We start from the raw sequence: 22,268 nt of genomic DNA on the forward strand, positions 1-22,268 counted from the left end.
TAGTGATTTTTAATTCATCTTGTCATCTGATGAATTTTGTTATTATTTTTATTGTTTTTTATTTCTTAATACTTTTTTTCAACGATCCTTTGCGCAATTTGCGCGGCTTTTTCGGGATCTTTGTTTTCAATACTGTTATAAAGTTCGGTATGTATCTTCTGTGAGATCTTAAAAGAAGCGGTGTTGTTATTATGATTAATTTCGAAAGTTCTTAGAATATTCTTACTTGCAATTTTATAAATTTCCTTTAAAAGGGTATTACCGCAAGCTTCAGCGATCGAAACGTGAAAGTTTATATCTGCCAGATAACATTCTTGTGCCTTGTTTTCTTCAGCAAGTTGTCCTCTGAGATCAAGGTAAGTTTTAATAGTTATTAATTCTTTTTCTGTACGATTGATGGCTGCCTTTGCTGCAATTTTTGAGTCCAGCAGAGATCTTACTTCAAGAACTTCCTCAATTTCTGCTTTACTCATTTGAATATCTAATGACTCCTGAATGTTTTTAGAAACCACAAAAGTTCCCACACCCTGTTGAACGCTCAATACTCCTTTAATAGATAAAATTTTTATAGCCTCGCGTATGCTTGATCGTCCTACACCGTAGATTTTCATCAGTTCTGGTTCGATGGGTAATTTTTCACCTACTGGAAATGTATCATTAATTATTCCTTCGATAAGGTTTTCTGCTACTTCCTGAGCTAATGTTTTTCTTTGAATTTGCATATTATATACGTCTTATCATCTGATGATTGCAAAGGTAAGCTTTTTATGAATAAGATAGAATAAATTATGTAATAATAGTTTATAGGTAAAAGCAAAAAAGAGACTTTAAAAAATAAAGTCTCTTTTGTAGCCCGTAGGGGAGTCGAACCCCTCTTACCAGAATGAAAATCTGAGGTCCTAACCGATAGACGAACGGGCCATCTACCAAACTGTAATTAGATTACAGGGTTAGTATTTTGTTTTTATAAGTTTCAACTCTTATTTTAATTACCCGGTTAGTAGTAATTAAGTTTTGTAGCCCGTAGGGGAGTCGAACCCCTCTTACCAGAATGAAAATCTGAGGTCCTAACCGATAGACGAACGGGCCAACTATTCTTATTAAGCTAGTTTATTAACGTGCTTAGTTAATTTGCTTTTCAAGTTAGCTGCTTTGTTTTTGTGGATAATATTTTTCTTAGCTAATTTATCCAATAAAGAGATAACTTTTGGCAATTGCTCAGTAGCAGCAGCTTTGTCTTCTTCATTTCTTAAAACCTTCAAAGCTGTTCTAGCAGTCTTGTGATAGTATCTGTTACGAACTTTTCTAACTTCGTTTTGTCTTATTCTTTTTAATGCTGATTTATGATTTGCCATATCGTTTAAATGTGAGTGCAAAAATAAAAACTTTTTTGATACCTGCCAAATTATTTTTGACTTTTTTTGAAAAATTTTAATTTTCTTCTGAAAGGTACTTTTTAAGCTTATCTATTGCTTGTTCTATTTTAAAATTTTCTTGTTCTTTATCTATTCTTTTGATAATATTTTCCAACATTATCATTGCGTTGTTCCATTCTCCGGTGGTGTTGGTGAAGGTTAGTCCGTCAATTGTAACTTCCATCGCTCCTCTTTCTCCACTCTTGTAAAGTCTGAAACTTATTTTATCATCCTTGCCTATTATCCCATCTTCATTGATTTTTAAATCGTAACTTTTTGGGTTAGAGTGGATTTTATTAAAAAGCAACTTGGCTTCTTGTATTTTTAAATCCGGCATGATATAAAATTATTTGTAAATCTTTCCGGAAATACATCCTTCGGACTTAATAAATTAGTATTCATCATTTTGCTTTTTCTTAACTTTAAGATCATAGAACATTAGGGATTTAATGTTTTTCACCTATTTTCTCTTATTTAAGAATAAATGCGGTTGCAAAATTAAATAAAATTTTTCAATTTTCTGTAATTTTTGCATATCAGAATACTTTTTTCTGTAGTCTATAGGAGAATCGAACTCCTGTTGCAAGGATGAAAACCTTGAGTCCTAACCACTAGACGAATAGACCAAATTTTGAGGTTGCAAAAGTAGAAATTAACTTTTAAACTTCAAAATTATTTTTTACTATTTATAAACTTTTTGAATGACCGTATTTTTAACTCCTTTAGCTTCAATATCTTTCTGAAGTTTCACAGCATCCTCTAAACTGAAAAGTTTTCCGTAAGTGTAGTAAAAAGTACCGTCTTCCTTGTTTCTTTCAACATCTTTTAGAGTTTGTATGATAAATGAGTTACCATTTAATTTTTCACCTACATAGACTTCAATAGTGTAATAACCTGTGCTTAATTTTTGGTTTGGCATAAATCCAACGGCAAATGCATTTCTGAACCCTGCATCTTTAGCCGTTCTAAGGTTAATATCTTTCACAGAAGCCATATTGGTTACTCCGTAATAGTATTTGTATAGCCCATTCTCTTTGATAGGAAGAATATAATTTAATCCTTTTAAAGCAGGGTCTCCGTCTTTATATTTGGTAGGAGAGCTCATTAATAATATTCTGAAATCGTTCTTTAGTGCAACTTCGGCAGGTTTTTCCGGTTCAGGTTTTTTTGTGGTTGAACTGTATGCTCCTCCGGATTTTCTATCAATCGCTTTTTTATAATCAATGATAGCATTATAAATACTTTGTGCAATTTCATCCTGACCTTTTTCTGATGCCAGATAATGACTTTCTTCTGCATGATTGATGAATCCTGTTTCAATAAGAACCGACGGCATTGCATTCATACGAAGAACGTGTAAGTTTTTTTGGAAAACACCTCTTGAGAATCTTTTATCTTTTTCAACAAAATTTCCTTCTACCAATCCGCCTAAAAGAAGACTGGATTCTAAATATTTACTTTGCTGAAGTTTTAAGGCAATTAATGATTCGGGAGAACTTGCATCATAAGAACCAAACGTCTGTTTATCTTTTTCGTCAAGGAAAATCACATCATTCTCTCTTTTTGCAACTTCTAGGTTGGTATCGTTCTGATCTGGACCTTGTACATAAGTTTCGGTTCCGTAAGCTCCGGATCTTTGTGCGGAATTACAGTGTACTGATACGAAAAGATCTGCTTTGCTCCTGTTTGCAAGGTTGGTTCTGTCCGATAAAGAAGGATATTCATCATATTTACGAGTGTAAATTACTTTAAAGTCCTTATTTCTCTCCAGCATATTACCAATTTTTAACACAACGGCTAGGGTAACATCCTTTTCAGCGATTCTTCCAATGTCTGCGTAGTTTCTATTGGCTCCATGGTCACTTCCCCCGTGTCCGGCATCTAAAACGATGGTAAATTTCTTCTGCGAAAAAATAAAATTACAGACCAGTATTAGGAGAAATGATAAAATTATTTTAAAATTTTGTTTGTGCATCTTACAGTTTTAAAAATTATATTAATTTTGAGCCTGAATTATATACATTATAAATATATACAAAAATTGGTCAAAACCGTCTTCAAAAATATATTACAAATTTCAATTATCCTAATTTTTAACAGTTTTTTAGCACAGCAAACGTCTGAAAAATTGCCTAAAAATGCGGTTAATGATACTATTTCCAAAAAGGATACCATTGTTGTAAAAAAAGAGTCTTTAGATGATATTCTTCAGACTAAGGCAGATAATATCCGTAGAGACTTCCCTAAAAAGATGATTTACCTGAACAAAAATGCTCAGGTGAAGTATCAGGATATGCAGATTGATGCAGATTATATCTCCATAGATGAACAAAAAAGTTTAATGTATGCGAGAGGAAAACAGGATTCTTTAGGAAAAATCATCGAGCCGGTTATTACAACACAGGCAGGGAAAAAATACGAGACCGATCAGTTTCAGTATAACACCAAAACAAAGCAGGCAATCGCTTTTAATGCCCGAACTGAAGAAAGTGAAGGGGTAATTATTGCTCAAAAGACAAAGAAGTACAACGATTCTGTATTTGCAATGAGAAATGCGTTGTATACTACTGATGAATATTTTATCAAGAAAAAAGATACTGCGGCGGATTATCACATGCTTGCTTCCAATATTAAATTAATTAAAACTAAAGAGAAATCTCAGATCATAACGGGACCCATTCAATTATATATTGAGAGAGTTCCGACACCTTTGATCATGCCATTTGCGATCTTACCTTTTTCTGATAAAAGATCTGCAGGTATTTTGATCCCGAGTTTTGGAGAAAGGCAGGATGTAGGTTTCTTTTTAAACGGATTAGGTTATTATCAGCCGATTGGAGAGCATTTTGACCTTAAAGTTTTGGCTGATATTTATACAAAAGGAAGCTGGAATTTAAGACCAGAAATGAACTATCTGAAAAAATACCGCTACTCCGGAAACTTCTCCGCAGATGTCGGAACAATGGTAAGAGGGATCAAAGGTCTTGATGATTATAATAAAAACAGTACCTATAGAATTGCATGGAGACATACGCAGGATACAAAAGCGAATCCTTTTCTAACGTTCTCTGCTTCAGTGGATATCGTAAGTACCAAATTTTATAACAATACGCTGAATAACAACTATATTCTAAATCAGAATGTATTAAATACTCAACAAAACTCAACCGTAACAATCACGAAAAGGTTCTTGAAATTACCTATCACGATCACAGGAACAACTTCTTACTCTCAGAATTTTGCAACAGGGCAGGCTGATCTTCGTTTGCCTCAAATGAATGTTGCGATCAATCAGTTTTATTTATTTAAATCTAAAACAGGGGTAAGATCCGGTTTATTAGAAAATATCACGGTAAATACCGGAATTAATTTAACAAATTTTGTGAGAACCGAGGAAGGCGAGCTTTTCAAAAAAGAAATGTGGGACAAAATGGAAACCGGGCTTAAAAATAACATCGCCTTAGGAACCAACACCACGATTGCAAAATATTTCACATTCAGTTTAGGAGCTAATATTGATAATGCTTTAACGACAAAAACGATCAATAAATTTTATGATCCTATCGCAAATAAAGACGTTACTGAAACTAATAAAGGAATTACGGGATATTCTACATTCTCATCAACAGCAAGTATTCAGACGACGCTTTACGGAATGCTGAAATTCAAAAAAGGATCTGCGATAGAAGCTGTAAGACATATGATGACACCGAGTATCGGGTTTACTTATTCTCCTGATTTTGGAGGTTCAGGTTTCGGATATTATAAAAACTATTATAACGCAACAGGAGCTTTAACTCCATATTCAATTTTTGAGGGAGGTATCGTTGGAAGTCCTTCAAGCGGATTGGTTGGCGCTTTAGGATTCAATATCGGTAACAATATCGAGATGAAGGTTAAATCTAAAAGCGACTCTACCGGAGTGAAAAAGATAAAAATATTTGAATCTTTAAACCTTTCTGGAAGTTATAATTTCGCTGCGAATGATCACCCATGGTCAATCTTTACGATCAACGGACAATCTTCTTTCTTCAATAATAAATTGAACGTTAATACGAGCTTATCTTTAGATCCATATAAAATTGTCTATCTTCCGGGACAAGACACCGGCGGTATCAGAACAGAAGAATTTGGTCACTTTAGTGTACAAGGATTTAATGTTCAGCTATCTTATCCTTTAAGCAGTGAAATTTTTGGAGAAAAAACTGATTACGCTAAAAAATATAAATCAAAGGGTGAGATAAGAAACGAAAATTATTATTTTGATGATGATAATTATGCTCGTTTCGATCAGGCATGGACTTTGAATGTAAATGCAAACTATGCCTATACAAAAAGTGCTGGTAATAGAATTCCGACAAGAATGGCTTCAGTAGGACTTGATGGGAGTGTAAAATTAACTCCTTTCTGGAATATCAACGGAAGTACTCACTACGACATGGTAACGAAAGAATTGGCATATACGAGAATAGGTTTCTCAAGAGATCAGCGAAGTTTTACCATTAATTTTAACTGGGTTCCTTTCGGACAGTATAAAGTGTATGACTTCTTTATTGGTATAAAAGCTAATATTTTAAGTGATGCGCTGAAATATAAAGACAGAAGTTTCACACAGCCAAACTCACCTTTCTAAATATCATATTGATATTTGAATATAAATTTTATATTTGCACCCAAAATAAATTCTAATGAAATCACTGTTGACTCAATTTTCTAAATAGACGAATACAGGAAGTAGTGATTGCATATGATCTTAGTAAAAATAAGTAACTACATATGAAAAAAGTAATCAACACAGTGAATGCACCTGCAGCTATCGGACCTTACTCTCAAGCAAATCTTGCAAACGGAGTACTATATATTTCTGGTCAGATCCCTGTAGATCCTGCAACTGGTAAATTGGTAGAAGGAATTGAAAAAGAAACGCACCAAGTAATGAAAAACCTTGAAGCAATTCTTACTGAAGCTGGAATGACATTTAAAAATGTTGTGAAAGCAAGCATTTTCCTTAAAAGTATGGATGATTTCGCGGTGATGAATGATATTTATGCATCATATTTAGATGCAGAGAGCTTTCCGGCTCGTGAAACTGTACAGGTTTCTTGCCTGCCTAAAAATGTTGATATTGAAATTTCTATGATCGCACACCAGGATTAATGAGCTTTATAAGAAATACATTTGCGGTTTTGATGGGGCTTGCTATCGCGGGGCTTATTATCACTCTTGGTATAAGGGCTTTTCCGCAGTGGGTTACTTTTGAAGCGTTTGCTCCGTTTGAGCATTGGCAGAGGTTTCTTTACAGTATGAAAGATGATGAGGCTTTCTTTGGCTTCCTTTTGTTTATTTCCGGTTTAGGAAGTACTTTTGGAGGGGTAGCAACGGCAATCATTGTGAAGTATGCTAAAGTGGCTTATGCTATTCTTATTGGCTTTATCATGTTGTTTATCGCCATGTTGGATGTTATTATTTTTCCTTATCATCCTACGTTTTATAAAATATCTATTTTCCTTACGTTTTTTCCTTTCGCATGGATCGGAGGCAAGATTGTAGAAGTTATTTATGAACGGAAGAAGAAAAAAAGGATCGCCGATAAAATGAACAATAAATCATAAATAAAAAAACCGCTACAAATTCTGTAGCGGTTTTTCTTTGATATGAAAATGTTTAGTTTTAATTTTTATTAAGGCATTTTAAAACCTTTAGTGTAAATTCTTCCGTATTCATCCACAAATTTCACCTGTACGTTTCCTTGATATTTATCTAATACTTTTTCAACGTCTTTTTGTGAGTTTACAGGCTTACCGTTGATTTCTACTACAATGTAATTGTCTACGATTCCGATCTTGGCCATTTCGCTGCCTTCTGATACGTTTTTAGCAACAACACCGCTCGTCAATCCGTAATCAGTTTTGAATCTTTCGCTTAATGGCTCAAAATCTGCTCCGATTTTTTCTCCTATACTTAAATCAGCTTTTGTTCTTGTAGAAGTTCCTCCTTTTTGATCTTTCAAGGTTACGGTTGTCATATTTTCTTTACCGTTTCTTAGATAAGCAACCTGTACTTTATCACCCGGACGTTTGCTTCCGATAGCGATAGATAAATCAGCGAAATCTGTAACAGCAGAGTTATCAATCTTAGTAATAACGTCACCAATTTTCAGACCTGCATCTTCTGCGCCGCTGCTGTCTCCGAATCCTGTAACGTAAACTCCTGAACCAGACTTGATGTTAGTCTTTTTCTGTTTGTTATAAGCCTGAACCTGCATATCATCAGAAAGATCTAGAGACTGTACCCCAAGGAATCCTCTTTGTACGATTCCGAATTTCTTGATGTCTTCAACAATTTTTCTAGCTAAATTGGACGGAACAGCAAATCCGTATCCTTGATAATATCCTGTCGTAGACTGAATCGCAGAGTTGATACCGATAAGTTCTCCATTTGTATTAACTAACGCTCCTCCTGAGTTTCCAGGGTTAATGGCAGCATCGGTTTGGATAAAACTTTCAATTGGATTGGCTGCTTTCCCCTGACCTCCTAAAATTCCGATTCCTCTTCCTTTGGCAGAAATAATACCTGCTGTAACGGTTGAGTTTAATCCAAGCGGATTACCTACAGCAAGAGCCCATTGTCCAACTTCAATATTGTCAGAGTTAGCAAAATTTAGATAAGGTAATCCCTTTTCTTCAATTTTTAATAATGAAATATCTGTATTCGGATCTGTTCCTACTAATGTTGCGATATAAGATTTTTTGTTGCTTAATACAACTTCTAATTTATTAGCGCCTGCTACAACGTGGTTGTTGGAAATAATATATCCGTCCGGCGAAATAATTACCCCTGAACCCATTCCTGAAGGCATATTGTCAGGTGCTTGTTGTTGGGGCTTTTGTCTTTGTTGTCCTCTTCCGCCTCCTCCGAAAGGATCACCGAAGAAGAAATCGAACAGGTCTTGTTCTGATGCTCTTCCACCACCAGAAGATGCTCTACTTTGATAATTTTTAATGGTTACTACAGCAGGAACCGTAGTTTTTGCAGCTTTTACAAAATCGTCACCTACAGCGGCAGTATTCATGCCGGCAAACGAAACATTTGAGGCAGATTTAAAATAGCCCTGGTCTTCATTATTAGAATTGTGACCGAAATATTGTATTGTGCCAACGGTAGTAGCTCCTGAGATAACTCCTACTACAGCAAATGGTAATAGTTTTTTTAAAGTACTCTTCATTGTATATCTTCTTTTAATTTTATGTTTTACAGTAAACAAATTTAATGCTAAATAGGTGTGCGATTATCATGATAAGTTTCAATTTTAACTAAAATTTAACAGGAATAGCAAATATTTATACATTATGTCATAATTATGAAGCCCAATTAACAAAACTTAAAATTATATTAAAGGACAATCTGACACAGTATAGATGTCATTATGGTCATAAAGGTTAAATTTTGAATTAAGTTTTATATGAAAACAAGCATTCTTGTCAAGGTTTTAAAACTAAAAGCTAACAGTCAAAAATTGCCAACTAGCAACCAATTCAAAAAATTCTTATCTTTGCGAAAAAAATTTTCTCACTTAAAACGTTTATAGCATGCAACTGTATAACACCTTAAGCGCAGAAGAAAGAGCTCAACTTATTGATGAAGCTGGTAAGGAACGTCTTACATTGTCTTTCTATGCGTATGCCAAAATTGAAGATCCCAAAAAATTTCGCGACGAATTATTTATAACCTGGAACGCACTTGATGCATTGGGCCGTATTTATGTTGCTCATGAAGGTATTAATGCTCAGATGAGTGTGCCTGCGGATCAATTTGAAGCATTTCGTGATACGTTGGAAGTATATGAGTTCATGAAAGGAATTCGTTTAAATGTAGCGGTTGAGCAAGACGATCATTCTTTTTTAAAATTGACGATAAAAGTTAGACATAAAATTGTCGCTGACGGTTTGAATGATGAAACTTTTGATGTTACCAATAAAGGAATTCACTTAAAAGCACAGGAATTTAATAATTTGCTTGAAGATCCGAATACAATTGTTGTAGATTTTAGAAATCACTACGAAAGTGAAGTTGGTCATTTTGAAGGGGCAATTACTCCTGATGTAGAAAACTTCAGAGAAAGTTTACCGATTATCAACGAACAGTTACAGGATTTTAAAGAAGATAAAAACCTTTTGATGTATTGTACAGGTGGAATTCGTTGTGAAAAAGCCAGTGCTTACTTCAAACATCAAGGTTTTAAAAATGTTTTCCAATTAGAAGGCGGGATTATTGAATATACGCGCCAAATCAAGGAAGAAAATATTGAAAGTAAATTCATTGGTAAGAACTTTGTTTTTGATCACCGATTAGGAGAAAGAATTACAGATGATATTATTGCGCAATGTCACCAATGTGGTAAACCTTGCGACAACCATACCAATTGTGCCAATGATGCCTGTCATTTATTGTTTATTCAATGTGATGAGTGTAAAGCAGCGATGGAAAATACATGTTCCACAGAATGTTTGGAAATCATACATTTGCCTAGGGAAGAACAGGTTGCGCTAAGAAAAGGATTACAGGTTGGCAATAAAGTTTTCAGAAAAGGAAAATCTGAAGCTTTGAAATTTAAAAATTCCGGAGATCTGTCAACTCAAACTTTAGCGAAAGCTGCAGCAGTTGAAACTAAAGATATTCGTAAGAAAATAAAGGTCAAAAAAGTGTTGATTGGTAAGGCAGAACATTATTATACAAAATCAAAAATTGCACAGTTTTTAATTGAAAACAAAGAACTTTCAGTAGGCGATAAAGTATTGATTTCAGGGCCAACAACTGGTGATCAGGAAATTACAATTACTGAGATTTTTGTCAATGGAGGTTCTTGTGAAACGGCAAAAATTGGAGATCAAATTACTTTTGAACTTCCGTTTAGAGTTCGTTTGTCAGACAAATTATATAAAATTCTAGAACCTTTTGAAAAAGCTTAATTAGGATGCTAAAAGCTGAGCTTAGAAAAAAATATATGCAAAAAAGAAAAGCCTTGTCTTCTGATGAGGCTTTCTTGTTATCTGAAAAGATTTTTGAAAATTTCATCAATTATTTTAAACCTGTTTCGGGTCAAAAAGTTCATATTTTTATTCCAATTGAAAAGTTTAAAGAAATTGAGACTCAAATATTCATTGATTATTTTTTAAGTCGAAATATCAGCGTTTTTGTTCCTAAAATTGTGGATACAAAATTAATTTCTGTTGAAATTTTTAAGGATACACAGTTTGAAATTAATAACTGGGATATTTCAGAGCCCGTTTCTAATGAAGATTCCGGAGTTTTAGATTTTAACTATGTCATTACTCCTTTGTTGTATTGTGATCAAAAAGGCAATAGAGTAGGCTATGGTAAAGGTTTTTATGACGGATTCTTCGAAAATCTGTCTTCCGAAACAAAAAAAATCGGAGTTAATTATTTTAACCCCGATCAATTGATCGATGATGTCTGGGAAAATGATATTCCTCTAGACTATTTGGTTACTCCAACCGATGTGCTGTCTTTCTTCAAAGGAGAAGAGTAGAAGTTAAGGAAGTAGAATTTAAATTCTTTTTTAAATTTCACCGGGGCAGATTGCAGAATGTATTGTGCATTCTTTTCGAAAGTCCCTAATGATCTGTTTTTGTCGTCAAAATATTCTACACTAAATTTCGCAAAGTCCAGTGTATCTTGCTTATAATAATCCTTATAAACGGATAAATTATTCACTTTTACGCTTTTTACCTTTAAGCTATCCAGTTCACGAAACAGCTTTTTGAACGTCATACTGTCCGGCTTGTGGAAATAGCTTCCCATTTGAGAATAAATAACCGTGTCGATTTCAGTATTCTTGTTTCCGGATAAATATAGTGTGGACAGATCTAAAAGTTCTTGTACCTTTTGTTTGGTAATGAAGTTAATAGCTTGTGCACTATCCATTTGTACTGCTGGATAGCTTTTTTTATTATTACTTTTTCTAAGGGTTTCTAGATCACTTACCTCTGAGGTATTTTTATTGTTGCAAGAAGCTAAAGTAAGAAGCATGATTGCAAAAATTAAAAAATTATTTATTCTTTTCATCTGTACTTGCAATTTTAAATTTAATAGATACTATTTTCCCCTTATCTTTTTTCATTTCGATTACACTTAGGTTTTTAAGGGAGGTTGTTGGGGTTGTTACTAAGGTAATATATTTTTGTTTATCTAAAGTTTCAATGCCGTACGTAGCATTATCGTATACCTGATAAATAGTAGCATTATTGCTGATTAAGTTTTCTAATTGCTTACGTTTCTGTTTAAGAAGCTCAGGGTTGCCATTAGCATCTTTTACGGAGAAATAATTTACTGCCATTTTATAATCATCTGGCTTTAGCTCTATCATTTCTTCCTCAGGAGCATTTTCTAAGCTTCTGTTGACCGTTAAATATTCGTAGAAAGGCGCTCTTATCTCCATTTTCAGGATTTTATCCTTCGTTGAGTATTTAAAACAATCTCCAGGTTTTATCCTGTAAAGAATTGGAGACTCGTTTTCCTTAATGACTTTTATTTCTAACGTATTAATAACTGATGTTCCTCTGTCTGCATCCGTAAAACAATATTTATATTCTTTTAGAAAAATTTCATCTTTAAAACCTAAAAGTCCTGTTGCTAAAATCAAAATTGATGTTACAAACGCCCATACATTCTTTTTAAAGAAGTTTTTCTTAGGTTTTACAGCTGCAGAACTTTGTTGAGCTATTAAATCATTGTTTTGATTAACTGTTTGATTTTCAGTATTTGATTTTTGTAAATCAACATTTTCTGTTGGTGTTTTAACTGTTTTTTCAGGCTGGATATCAGTTTTTGGAAAAATAGGTGAATCTTCCACTATTTTTTCTAGATCTTCCATATCTTCATCACTCAGTTCTTGGTCTTGAAGGAGTAATTCTCCGGCAAAAAGATGTTGCTTTTTGAATTCATACCAAGAGTCGTAACCCGTATAAATACTCAATAAATTGAGCATATCTATTCTGGGTAATTTTGTAACTGGCGAATTTTTGAAATAGGTGTAAAAAGATTTTTCGCTAATGTTTCCTTTAGCCTTTTTACGAAGATCTTCCTGAAAATATATAATATCTATACCCTTCCATTTTGAAATATCATCATAGGAAGGGGTGTATTCTTTCAAATATTGAGCTTGGACATCCTTTTTTAGCTGCTCAAAATGTAATAGATCTAAATCTGTCAATTTTTTAAATATAATTAAATTACTGATTATCAGTTAAGTTTATTTGTAAAACTATTTTACAAAGGTATTACAATTATTTTTCATAAACAACTTTTCTATCTGCTATACCTTTGTCTTGTTCAAATAACAGAACGAGAAAAAATTTTAGAAAACAATATTAACAAAATTAAATTTAATTTATTATGAAAAAGTCATTATTCGTAGCTGCTATCGCTGCAATCTCTCTAGTTGCTTGTAAAAAAACTGAAGCTACTTCTACTGAAGGTACTGCTGATTCTGCTGCTGTAGCTACTACTGATTCAGCTGCTGTTGTTGCTGATTCTGCTGCAACTGTTGTTGATTCTGCTGCTTCTGCTACTGTAGGTGCTGCTAAAGATGCTGCTGCTGCTACTACTGCTGCTGGTGCTGATGCTGCTAAGAAAACAGCTGAAGGTGCTGCTGATGCTGCTAAAGGTGCTGCTGATGCTGCTAAAGGTGCTGCTAAAGACGCAAAAGAAGCTGTTGACGCTGCTAAAAAATAATTTTAGTACTCAACTAAAAATAAAAGAACCGGTTCACCTAGTGAATCGGTTTTTTTATGCGTTATATTGTATGAGTAATAAACAATTGGCAATAAATGATAGTTGAATCAAGAAACTATTAACCAGTAACCCAAGAACAAATAATTATCCCTTCTTCTGTTTTAGTGTTTCGTAGCAGGTAATCGCTACAGCATTACTTAAATTCAGAGAATCAATACTTCCGGACATTGGAATCAAGGTATTTTTTCCTTTTCCAATCCAGAAATCACTTAACCCAGAATGTTCTGTTCCGAATAATACCGCAGATTTTTGCTTAAAATCTCTTTTGTAAAGGTCTTCCGCTGTCTCATCCATGATCGTTGTATAAATATTGAAGCTGTTTTTCCGAAGAAATTCTAATGTTTCCTCATTTTCAGCTTGAAAAATTTCCATTCCAAAAAGACATCCAACACTTGAGCGAATCACATTTGGATTATAAAAATCTGTTTTACCATCTGCTACAATTAGAGCATCAATTCCAAAAGCTTCACAGCTTCTCAAAATCGCACCCAAGTTTCCAGGCTTTTCTACACCTTCAACAATAATTACTGTTGAATTTTCCTTTGGTTTGAATGTATTTAAATGATTCTCTTTGGCTTTATAAACTCCAATAATTCCTTCAGAACTACCTCTGTAAGCTATTTTTTCATAGACTTTATCATTAACAAAGTGAATTTTTCCTTCCGGAGTTTGTCCTTTAAAAATGGTTTCACAAATGAAAAACTCCACTGCTTCAAAATCAAATTTCAGAGCTCTTTCATTTTCCTGCTGACCTTCCACTACAAAAACACCTGATTTTTTTCTGAATCGGTTGTCTGTGATTAGTTTAGTGATGTTTTTTATTTTTTCGTTTTGAAAACTTTCAATCATTTTTATGATTCTAGAAGGTTATTAGAATTATCGATCATGCTTTGTGGAAGATCTTTTTTGTTTTTAATTCCTAAAGATTTTAATTTTTGAGTCTGGATAACCAAGTTGTCATTTCCAGTAGAAAGTTGTTTGTAAGCTTCATTGTAAACATTTTTAGCTTGATCCAAATTCTTTCCTACTTTTTCTAAATTATCTACGAAACCAACAAATTTATCATACAATTTTGCTCCTCTTTCCGCAATTTCCATGGAATTTCTGTTTTGATACTCCCGTTTCCAAAGATCGGCGATCAGTTTTAATGATGTTATTAAATTACTCGGATTTAATAATAAAACTCTTCGTTCATAAGCGTAATTCCAAAGGTTTTGGTCTGCCTGCATTGCGGCAATATAAGCTGGTTCACTTGGAATAAACATCATCACGAAATCCAAAGATTTCCCGTAATCGTCGTAAGCTTTTTGGCTTAATTGCGTAATATGAGTTTTTATAGAAGATAAATGTTGATTAAGCTTAATTAAATAAATATCCTGATCGGTTTCATCAACCAATTCGGTGAAAGCTGTTAAAGAGACTTTAGAATCAATGATCACATTTCTTTCATCTGGATATTTTATAACAGCATCAGGACGCATTTTCTTCCCTGAAAATTCTGAAAATAAAGCTTTATTGTCTTCATCCCGAAGTTCATGTTCAAGAAAATATTCTCTTCCTTTTACCAAACCTGACTTTTCAAGGATGCTTTCAAGAATCATTTCGCCCCAGTTTCCTTGGGTTTTGCTTTCGCCTTTTAATGCTCTTGTCAGTTTTTTTGCATCTTCAGAGATTTGTTGATTCAGCTCGGCCAATTCTTTCACTTTTTCGGCAAGAGAAAAACGTTCTTTATTTTCCTTTTCATAAGCTTCATTTACTCTGTTTTTAAGATCAGCAATCTTTTCCTGGAAAGGGTCTAAGATTAATTTAAGGTTATTCTGATTAAGCGTTGTGAATTTTTCTGTTTTCTCTTCTAAAATTTTATTCGCTAAATTTTCAAACTGTAATTTTGATTCTTCCTGAATTTTAGTGATTTCGCCTTTTTGTGTTTCAAGAGACTTTTGCATACTTTCATTGATAGCTGTAAGCTCAGAATTTTTAGCAAATAGCGTCTGTTTTTCGTTTAGAAGATTCTCGATTTGAGAAGTTTGTTTTGTGTTAAACTGTTTTTGCTCGAGAAACTGAGAATTCAAAGATGAATGTTCGGCTGAGATTTTTGCAAACTCATTTTTCAGATCATTTAATAAATCTGTCTGCTGTTGATTCAGTTCTTTTTCTTTATTAATATTCTGGCTTAATTCCTGAATTTTAAGATTAGAATTTTCCAGATCCGAATTGTTTTTGATCTGTAAATTATTCAGTTCATCGTAAGAACTTCTTGAAACCATCGATGATTTCAACGCAAAATATAAAATTACTGCACCAAGAATTCCCCCGGCAATAAATCCAATAATTAAATAGGTCATCTCCATGCTACAAAATTACAAAAAGAAAAACGGATTTTCTTTACGGGAAACCCTCAAAAATTAATTGTTTAAATATTTTTTGTTGAAGATAAAATCTCAATATTTTTCACAATATCATTGCTCTCACATTTTTTCAGTTCTTTGGTTAATGCGGGAGTAAGAAGTTTAGGATTGATAATCTGTGAAGCCACTTTTGTAGCGGCGTAATCTACAATATCAATAACAGATTCTCTCAAGAACTGAGGTGTATTTGAAGCAATAACAGCGGTTGCCCAAGAAGTTTCTCTTGCTTTAGAGATCGCAAAATCTAAAACAACATTATCTTTCCCGTTTGAAATTTTATCAATTAAATCAACAGGATAACAGATTTTATTTAATGAATCCTGAACTTTTTGATTTATGGATGCGATGACATTATTAATATTTTCAAAATCTTTTTTAAGTGGATTTATTTTTCTGTAGGGCATTACCGAAGAAGCGGAAATTCCCAAATCCAAATTGATGTGAGCATTCATTCCCAGAAAAATATGCTGTAAAATCAGAAGGTTTTTGTTTTTTGCAGCTTCAAAAGCAATATACCATGATTGCGTACACTTTTTCCCTTTACTGTAATTGTCCCAGGCCTCAAGATATCTTTGTGCAAAAGCCAGATCCAGAAGAGTCATTCTTGGATTGTCTTCAAATTTTTTCTGTTGGATTCCTTTTAAAACCTGCGCGGTCATTATTCTGTAAGTGCAGGCAAAATATCCCACAGGGCTTTGGTTTTCCTTGCTCCAAGTGATAATTTCGTCTAATTTTTTAAGGACTTCTTCTATGGTTTTCATGTTTTTTTTGTTTTAAATAAATATAAGAAAAATATGTAATTCATTGAATTGATTTGGTTTATAAAAAATAATTTGTATATTTAAATCTCCTTTTTGGGAATAAAATATAGAGCTATCCGAAAATCTTATAGAGTAGGAAATTAAAACTAAACAAAAAATAATTATGAAAAATTTAAAAAATTTAAACAGAAAACAGTTAAAAAATGTTTTAGGAGGAGCTGCATTAGCTTGTGAAACACCTGTTGATGGAGGTTGTAGTGCAGGTTATACGTTCTGTAGTAACCCTTATTGTTGTTATCCACCAAGAAAGCCATTTATCTGTTTCGATTAATCAGAAATAACAAAGGCTGTCCTAAAAGACAGCCTTTGTTTTTATTGTACAAATCTTAAAGATAGATTCTAAGGATTTTCTTTCGAAATCTCTTCGTGATGCTTTAAATATAAAGGCAGAGCCGCCGATCCATACCAAGGAAAAATTTCATAGCTAAAAACTTCTGCTTGTACTGCTGGATCTGTTTTTACCCATTGATCGGCTTCTTCTTTAGATTTTGTATTGAAAATGAACATTCCGCGGTAGTTTTCTTTATTTTTTTCAAGAAAAGGTCCGGCAACGATAATTTTTCCTTCGTCTGCAAGTTTACCGATGTTGGTCATGTGACCCTTCATTAAATCTGCCATTTTAGCTTTATCTTCAATTTTTGCAGAACCGGTTGTCAACATTACGATGGTATAAGCTTTCATTCCATATTTGTCTGCGCCAAGAGATGTAGCTAATTCCTAGTTGAATTTTGGCTTTTCTGTTTTCTTTTCTTGAGCGAAAGAGAAAGTTGCCGCGAAAAGAGAGAGGGATAAATAAATTTTTAGTCGCATCTATTTAGTCTTTAATTCTTAAAAACTCTTTGGCCAATTCGATCATTTTTGGATCTCCGGTGTATTTTCCGTGTTCGTCGGATAATTTTACGGTAGGAATCCATTCTTTGTTAGGAGCCTGAACTCCAATTAATTTCATCACAATATTCATTGGTTTTAAGCCTACATCATTGGTGAGATTGGTTCCTATTCCGAAAGAAACTCCGATTTTGCCTTTGCAGTATTTGGTTATTTCTTCAACTTTTTCAAGATTTAAAGCATCAGAGAAAATGATATATTTAAATAAAGGATTGATCCCATTTTTCTCATAGTGAGCAATTGTTTTGTCTGCAAATTCTAAGGCATCACCGCTGTCATGACGTACACCGTCGAACAATTTTGCAAATTTTTTGTCGAACTGACGGAAGAAAACATCCGTTGTGTATGTGTCAGAAAGAGCAACTCCCAAATCACCTCTGTAAACATCAACCCAGTGTTCAAGGGCTAATTCGTTGGCCATTTTGAAACCGTATTCCGCACCGTGAAACATAAACCACTCATGAGCGTGAGTTCCGATAGGTTTTACATTGTATTTCATCGCAAAATGAACATTTGAACTTCCTATAAATGTAGAATCTTTCTTCTGGTTTAACGCTTCCATTACGAGATTCTGCACTTTGTAAGAATGTCTTCTTCTGGTACCGAATTCCGCGAAATTAACGCCGAGTTTTGTAAGGGATTCTGCTTTTTCAACAGTTTTACTCATTACCACTTCGTTAGAATCTCTTTCCATGTGATTCATTTCGTAATGTAATTCGCTTATTAAAGCTAATAAAGGCACTTCCCAAAGGATTGTTCTGTACCAAAGTCCTTCAACAGTAACGCTAAGATTTGTTCCATCTTGGTGAATTTTAACTTCAGAAGGATCGTAATGATAACCTTCAAGAAAATCTAAATAGGGAAGGTCTAAGTAAGGGCATGTTCTTGCCAAAAACTTTTTCTCGTCTTTGGTTAGTTTTAATTCTGCCATTTTTGTCACTGCTTCTCTTAAAGCTGCGTCAAAACCTTCCGGAAATAAGTGTTTTCCTCTGTTGATGAATTCGTATTTTACAATAGAGCTTGGGAATAATTTTACCACTGCATTTTGCATGGTCACTTTATAGAAATCGTTATCTAGAATAGAGTTTAATCGAATGTCGTGCATATATGTGTAATTTTAACGCAAATTTAATAATTAAAAATAAAAATCGTCTAAATGTAAGACGATTTTTTTAAATATTTAGATGATTTTGTCTGTTTACTTCCCTAAATAAGAGTTGTACATCCAAACTTCTTTTTCCTGCTCTGTAATGTAGTCGCTCATTTGTGAGTTGGTACCTTCATCTCCAGCTGTGTCGGTGATGTCTAAAAGTTCTCTCTGAAGATCGATAACCACTTTGAATGAACTCAAAATATTCTCTACACTTTTGTTTCCGTCACTGACTTCTTTTGTTTCTTTAATAGTAGCCACTTTTAAATAATCTGAATAATTATGTGCCGGAGTTGCCCCTAAAGTCAGAATTCTTTCTGCTATTTCATCAATTTTTAATACTAAGCTGTTGTATAGCTCTTCAAATTTTGGATGAAGGGTGAAAAACTGATCACCTTTGATGTTCCAATGAGAACCTCTTGTGTTTTGATAAAATATTGAATAATTAGCTAAAAGTACATTTAATTTCTCGGAAATGTTTTTACAGTCGGCTTCCTGAAGTCCGATAATACTTGCATTTTTCATACGTTTATTTTTTATATCTACAAAGTTAGGAAATATTGTGCCGAACTAATTTTATAGTCAATAGAAGATAACTATAAGAGGATTTTTAAAAATAATTAGGATAAGTTTCCTTAATATTGCGGGTAAAACACTATCAATTATAATGAAATATAAAATTTTAGCTGTACTCATAATAATTATTTACTTTTTGCAATCTTTTTTTCTTCCTACTGGCGGAATAGGAGCAGATAGTTTATCTTATTTTGGCATTGCGTCGGATTTACCCGATTTAAAAACAAATCTTTTTCCTTTAGGATATCCGATTTTGCTGGAGATGTGTCATTTTTTTATAAAAGATTATTTTTGGGCTTCAAAAATTTTAAATTTTGTTTTTATTACAGGCATTTTATCTTTTTCATATTATAAAAGATTCTACTTTAGAGAAACGGTTCTGCTGCTTGCGGGAAAGACGGCTTTTTTTGTGTTTTGCGGAGTAATTTCCGAAGGTCCTTTTATATTTTTTCTGTACTTTCTTTTTTATTTTTTACATCAGATATTTTCCGGAAATAAGCTTTACGCCAATGCGTTTTGGGCTTCTTTGATGATGATCTGCATGTTCACGATGAGATATTCAGGAATATATATTTATCTGTCAGTTTTAATATTCCTTTTTTTTGCATTTTTAAAGCTGAGAAAAGAAATATTTTTCAAGCCTTTATTATTGACTGTATTTCTTTCTGGACTGGGAATTGGAGGGTATTTATTATTTAATTATTTGTATTTTGGAAGTTTTACGGGTGAAGATTTGAGGGGAACTGCAGGAGAATTGCTCCCGATGGATATTTTACGTGACCTTTTGGGTGTTTCTAATGTAATAGACCCTTATATTGGAATAAAACCGGCTTCCTACAGTATGGCAAGTATTGGTTTTCAGTTCTTGGTTTTGGGAATAGATATTCTAATGTTTCGTTATTTTCTTACCTATTATAGAAAAGCGAAAGAGACATCATTATATTATTTCCATATTTTGATTTGGATAATGGCAGGTACTTATGCTATATTTTTATTGATTTCGGGATGGCTTCAAAATATTGAAGAAATGAACACGAGGATGCTGGCCGCCGCAAATTTCTGTTTATTCTTTTCATTTCTTATTCTATATTTTCAAAAAGAAAGTTCTGATAAGCTGATTTGGAGAGTTGGATGTTTCTTTTTAGCATTTCTTTCGTTATACAATATAAAGAATCCGGATAATTATTTGAAAAATAAAAATCAAATACTTTCGCAAGTTTCAAAATTCAAAGGTAAAAAGTACATTTACAATGATGAAAGGGCTGTGAAAAATATTACCATGTATCATATTCCTCTTATTAATAAATCTTTCAGTTATCAACACACCAATAAGCAAAAAGGGGAATTGAAACAATCTCTTGTGGGAAGTATTGATCCACAGATAAAGTGGATAAAATTTGATAACGTGAAAAATAAAAGTCAGGTTTTATATACCTCTCAACTTATTTTAGATTAATAAACTTTAAAGTGAAAGTTTAATTACAATGAAGAACTTTGTTATTTCTGCTTCTGTTTTCTTCGGAATTTGCATAATCTATTTTTTAATAATGATTTCCAAAACGGAAGGCAATTTTACCTATATATTAGATGATGCGTATATTCATTTGGCGATGGCGAAGAATTTTGCGCTTCACGGAGTTTGGGGAATGACGAAATATTCTTTTTCATCTTCATCTTCGTCACCAATTTTCACTTTTATTTTAAGTGTTTTGATTTATGTTTTCGGGAATAATGAACTAAACCCTTTAATTTTCAACATTGTAATTTCTTCTTTAATTATTTTTTTTCTTAATAAATATTACAAATCTGTTTTTGATAAAAATAATCATATCATCATTGCAACTTTGTTTACATTTTTGTTTGCAGTTTTACATTTACAGATTTTCACAGGAATGGAACATGTTTTACAGGTTCTTATCGTTGTAGTGAATGTTTTTTATTTTCAAAAATGGATTAAAAGTGATTTTAAAGATCAACTTTCATCGTATTGGTTTTATTTTACCATTTTACTATTAGGATTAGTGAGGTTTGAAAGTATGTTTTATTTCGCTTCAATAGCTTTTGTTTTTTTCTTGATTAAAAGATTCAAAGAAGCTTTTCTTGTATTAATTTTAGGATTTGTCCCAATTTTGATTTTCGGATACTTTAATTATCATCAAGACGGTTATTTCTTTCCAAATTCTGTTGTGGTAAAAGGAACCTCATTTAATTTTTTAGGAAATTATGTTGAGCAAATCAAAGAAATAGTACTGAGGAAAATTATTTTGAATGTAAAATTTTATCAAGTTGTGCTACTTCCTTTATTAATAGGATTTATACTGATCTATAAAGATTATAAAAGTATACTGAGTTTTCAAAAAATCATTATTAATAACTTCCTTATTGTAGCTTGGAGTCTTACATTAATGCTACAATGTATTTTTGGGGAATTCAAAGGGCCTTTCAGGTATGAGGCTTATCTATTAACTGTTTTTTCAATGATCTTGATTCCAAGGCTGAAGCCTTTTTTTATAAGTCCTTTATCTGAATTTAAAAAAGAAAAATTTACAGGTGCGATTCTTATTGTAAATATTATATTATTAATCTATAAGTTCTGTTTTGCACATATATTAATAAAGCAGGGCAGCGAAAATATTTACGAACAGCAAATTCAGTCTGCAAAATTCTTAAAGAAATATTACAATAATTCTAATGTTGTTGCTAATGATATTGGTGCAATTTGTTATTTCTCGGATATTCATTTGCTTGATTTTGTCGGACTGGGTTCAACAGAAATGATTCCATTCAACAAAAAAGGAGCAGTTATAGATAGTAGATTTAAAAATTATCTTACAAAATACTGTAAAGAAAACAATTACCAGCTCGCAATAGCTTATGAAGAATGGCTGAGGGGTCAAACACCTGAAAACTGGAAAAAAGTTGCAGTTCTTACCATTAAAAATAATGTAGTTGTAGGTCAGGATCATGTTTTTATTTATTCGATCGATCCTAAAATTCATGAATCACTTAAACAGAATGTGAAGGATTTTAAGTGGAATAAAAATGTTGACGTTAAGATCATGGAATGAAAATTTAAATTTATTTAATATAACTCTATTTATCTCCTTCTTTACTCACTTTTCTTCCTATATATAATGATATACTTATTTCTTTAATCATAGATTGAAGCTTTTTGGTGTAAGTGATTGATTTTAAT

Annotated in this window: 22 protein-coding genes and 3 tRNA genes; 9 read left to right on the plus strand and 16 right to left on the minus strand. The window is 32.8% G+C overall.

The genetic code is table 11. From position 1 onward, the window contains the following. Positions 1-65: 65 nt before the first annotated feature. From EG348_RS08695 to EG348_RS08725, 7 genes are all read right to left on the minus strand, one after another. The gene (locus EG348_RS08695) at positions 66-722 is read right to left on the minus strand and encodes a FadR/GntR family transcriptional regulator (RefSeq protein ID WP_123982545.1); all 657 of its coding nucleotides are present in this window, start codon (positions 720-722) and stop codon (positions 66-68) included. Positions 723-849: 127 nt separating this feature from the next. Further along, positions 850-921: transfer RNA gene (locus tag EG348_RS08700), tRNA-Glu, on the minus strand. Positions 922-1,017: 96 nt separating this feature from the next. Beyond that, positions 1,018-1,089: transfer RNA gene (locus tag EG348_RS08705), tRNA-Glu, on the minus strand. Between the two features lie 11 nt (positions 1,090-1,100). Further along, positions 1,101-1,355, minus strand: coding sequence for a 30S ribosomal protein S20 (rpsT, locus tag EG348_RS08710; protein ID WP_073297050.1), 255 nt, complete (start codon positions 1,353-1,355; stop codon positions 1,101-1,103). Between the two features lie 76 nt (positions 1,356-1,431). Further along, positions 1,432-1,752: a hypothetical protein gene (locus EG348_RS08715; protein ID WP_123982547.1), complete on the minus strand. Its 321-nt coding sequence runs from the start codon at positions 1,750-1,752 to the stop codon at positions 1,432-1,434. Positions 1,753-1,969: 217 nt separating this feature from the next. Beyond that, positions 1,970-2,041 (minus strand) — tRNA-Glu (locus EG348_RS08720). Positions 2,042-2,097: 56 nt separating this feature from the next. Beyond that, positions 2,098-3,390, minus strand: a complete 1,293-nt coding sequence (locus tag EG348_RS08725; RefSeq protein WP_123982549.1) for an N-acetylmuramoyl-L-alanine amidase — start codon at positions 3,388-3,390, stop codon at positions 2,098-2,100. Positions 3,391-3,456: 66 nt separating this feature from the next. Here EG348_RS08725 and EG348_RS08730 point away from each other — a divergent pair, with 66 nt between their 5' ends. The 3 genes from EG348_RS08730 to EG348_RS08740 all read left to right on the plus strand — a co-directional run bounded on the left by EG348_RS08730 (position 3,457) and on the right by EG348_RS08740 (position 7,027). Beyond that, a complete protein-coding gene (locus tag EG348_RS08730) occupies positions 3,457-6,048 on the plus strand; it encodes a putative LPS assembly protein LptD (RefSeq protein ID WP_123982550.1) in 2,592 nt (863 codons plus the stop codon). 143 nt (positions 6,049-6,191) lie between these two features. After that, on the plus strand, positions 6,192-6,572 hold the full coding sequence (locus EG348_RS08735; RefSeq protein WP_054512082.1) for a RidA family protein: 381 nt from the start codon (positions 6,192-6,194) through the stop codon (positions 6,570-6,572). Further along, on the plus strand, positions 6,572-7,027 hold the full coding sequence (locus EG348_RS08740; RefSeq protein WP_123982551.1) for a hypothetical protein: 456 nt from the start codon (positions 6,572-6,574) through the stop codon (positions 7,025-7,027). The genes EG348_RS08735 and EG348_RS08740 overlap by 1 nt, the downstream gene beginning before the upstream one ends. 68 nt (positions 7,028-7,095) lie before the next feature. Here the strand turns inward: EG348_RS08740 and EG348_RS08745 are convergent, their stop codons facing one another. Continuing rightward, a complete protein-coding gene (locus EG348_RS08745) occupies positions 7,096-8,640 on the minus strand; it encodes a trypsin-like peptidase domain-containing protein (RefSeq protein ID WP_123982552.1) in 1,545 nt (514 codons plus the stop codon). A gap of 364 nt (positions 8,641-9,004) precedes the next feature. On the opposite strand from EG348_RS08745, the gene EG348_RS08750 reads away from it, so the two are divergent. Both EG348_RS08750 and EG348_RS08755 read left to right on the plus strand, forming a co-directional pair. Then, the gene (locus EG348_RS08750) at positions 9,005-10,384 is read left to right on the plus strand and encodes a rhodanese-related sulfurtransferase (protein WP_123982553.1); all 1,380 of its coding nucleotides are present in this window, start codon (positions 9,005-9,007) and stop codon (positions 10,382-10,384) included. A 5-nt stretch (positions 10,385-10,389) separates the two neighbouring features. Further along, positions 10,390-10,965 carry a 5-formyltetrahydrofolate cyclo-ligase gene (locus EG348_RS08755; protein ID WP_123982554.1) on the plus strand — a complete coding sequence of 192 codons (576 nt, stop codon included), beginning with the start codon at positions 10,390-10,392 and terminating at the stop codon, positions 10,963-10,965. Here EG348_RS08755 and EG348_RS08760 read toward each other — a convergent pair. Further along, a complete protein-coding gene (locus tag EG348_RS08760) occupies positions 10,914-11,501 on the minus strand; it encodes a hypothetical protein (RefSeq protein WP_123982555.1) in 588 nt (195 codons plus the stop codon). The two genes, EG348_RS08755 and EG348_RS08760, sit on opposite strands and share 52 nt — an antisense overlap. Continuing rightward, positions 11,485-12,648, minus strand: coding sequence for a hypothetical protein (locus EG348_RS08765; protein WP_123982556.1), 1,164 nt, complete (start codon positions 12,646-12,648; stop codon positions 11,485-11,487). The genes EG348_RS08760 and EG348_RS08765 overlap by 17 nt, the downstream gene beginning before the upstream one ends. A gap of 182 nt (positions 12,649-12,830) precedes the next feature. Between EG348_RS08765 and EG348_RS08770 the strand changes: the two genes are divergently transcribed. After that, positions 12,831-13,169, plus strand: coding sequence for a hypothetical protein (locus tag EG348_RS08770; protein ID WP_066752945.1), 339 nt, complete (start codon positions 12,831-12,833; stop codon positions 13,167-13,169). 144 nt (positions 13,170-13,313) lie between these two features. Here the strand turns inward: EG348_RS08770 and EG348_RS08775 are convergent, their stop codons facing one another. The 3 genes from EG348_RS08775 to EG348_RS08785 all read right to left on the minus strand — a co-directional run bounded on the left by EG348_RS08775 (position 13,314) and on the right by EG348_RS08785 (position 16,398). Next, positions 13,314-14,078, minus strand: coding sequence for a TrmH family RNA methyltransferase (locus tag EG348_RS08775; protein ID WP_123982557.1), 765 nt, complete (start codon positions 14,076-14,078; stop codon positions 13,314-13,316). A gap of 2 nt (positions 14,079-14,080) precedes the next feature. Then, positions 14,081-15,580, minus strand: a complete 1,500-nt coding sequence (gene rmuC, locus EG348_RS08780; RefSeq protein ID WP_410494139.1) for a DNA recombination protein RmuC — start codon at positions 15,578-15,580, stop codon at positions 14,081-14,083. 62 nt (positions 15,581-15,642) lie between these two features. After that, on the minus strand, positions 15,643-16,398 hold the full coding sequence (locus EG348_RS08785; protein WP_123982558.1) for a DUF5995 family protein: 756 nt from the start codon (positions 16,396-16,398) through the stop codon (positions 15,643-15,645). 163 nt (positions 16,399-16,561) lie between these two features. Between EG348_RS08785 and EG348_RS21650 the strand changes: the two genes are divergently transcribed. After that, positions 16,562-16,729, plus strand: coding sequence for a bacteriocin-like protein (locus tag EG348_RS21650; RefSeq protein ID WP_164463270.1), 168 nt, complete (start codon positions 16,562-16,564; stop codon positions 16,727-16,729). Between the two features lie 68 nt (positions 16,730-16,797). On the opposite strand, the gene EG348_RS08790 is transcribed toward EG348_RS21650, so the two are convergent. The 3 genes from EG348_RS08790 to EG348_RS08800 all read right to left on the minus strand — a co-directional run bounded on the left by EG348_RS08790 (position 16,798) and on the right by EG348_RS08800 (position 19,021). Further along, on the minus strand, positions 16,798-17,139 hold the full coding sequence (locus tag EG348_RS08790; protein WP_228414853.1) for a YciI family protein: 342 nt from the start codon (positions 17,137-17,139) through the stop codon (positions 16,798-16,800). A 133-nt stretch (positions 17,140-17,272) separates the two neighbouring features. After that, positions 17,273-18,451: a nicotinate phosphoribosyltransferase gene (gene pncB / locus EG348_RS08795; RefSeq protein WP_123982559.1), complete on the minus strand. Its 1,179-nt coding sequence runs from the start codon at positions 18,449-18,451 to the stop codon at positions 17,273-17,275. Positions 18,452-18,544: 93 nt separating this feature from the next. After that, on the minus strand, positions 18,545-19,021 hold the full coding sequence (locus EG348_RS08800) for a Dps family protein (RefSeq protein WP_123982560.1): 477 nt from the start codon (positions 19,019-19,021) through the stop codon (positions 18,545-18,547). Between the two features lie 142 nt (positions 19,022-19,163). On the opposite strand from EG348_RS08800, the gene EG348_RS08805 reads away from it, so the two are divergent. Next, positions 19,164-20,528, plus strand: coding sequence for a hypothetical protein (locus EG348_RS08805; RefSeq protein WP_123982561.1), 1,365 nt, complete (start codon positions 19,164-19,166; stop codon positions 20,526-20,528). 28 nt (positions 20,529-20,556) lie between these two features. Then, a complete protein-coding gene (locus tag EG348_RS08810; RefSeq protein ID WP_123982563.1) occupies positions 20,557-22,140 on the plus strand; it encodes a hypothetical protein in 1,584 nt (527 codons plus the stop codon). Positions 22,141-22,268 lie beyond the last annotated feature (128 nt).

This window comes from Chryseobacterium sp. G0201 (genome assembly GCF_003815655.1).
Lineage (GTDB): Bacteria > Bacteroidota > Bacteroidia > Flavobacteriales > Weeksellaceae > Chryseobacterium.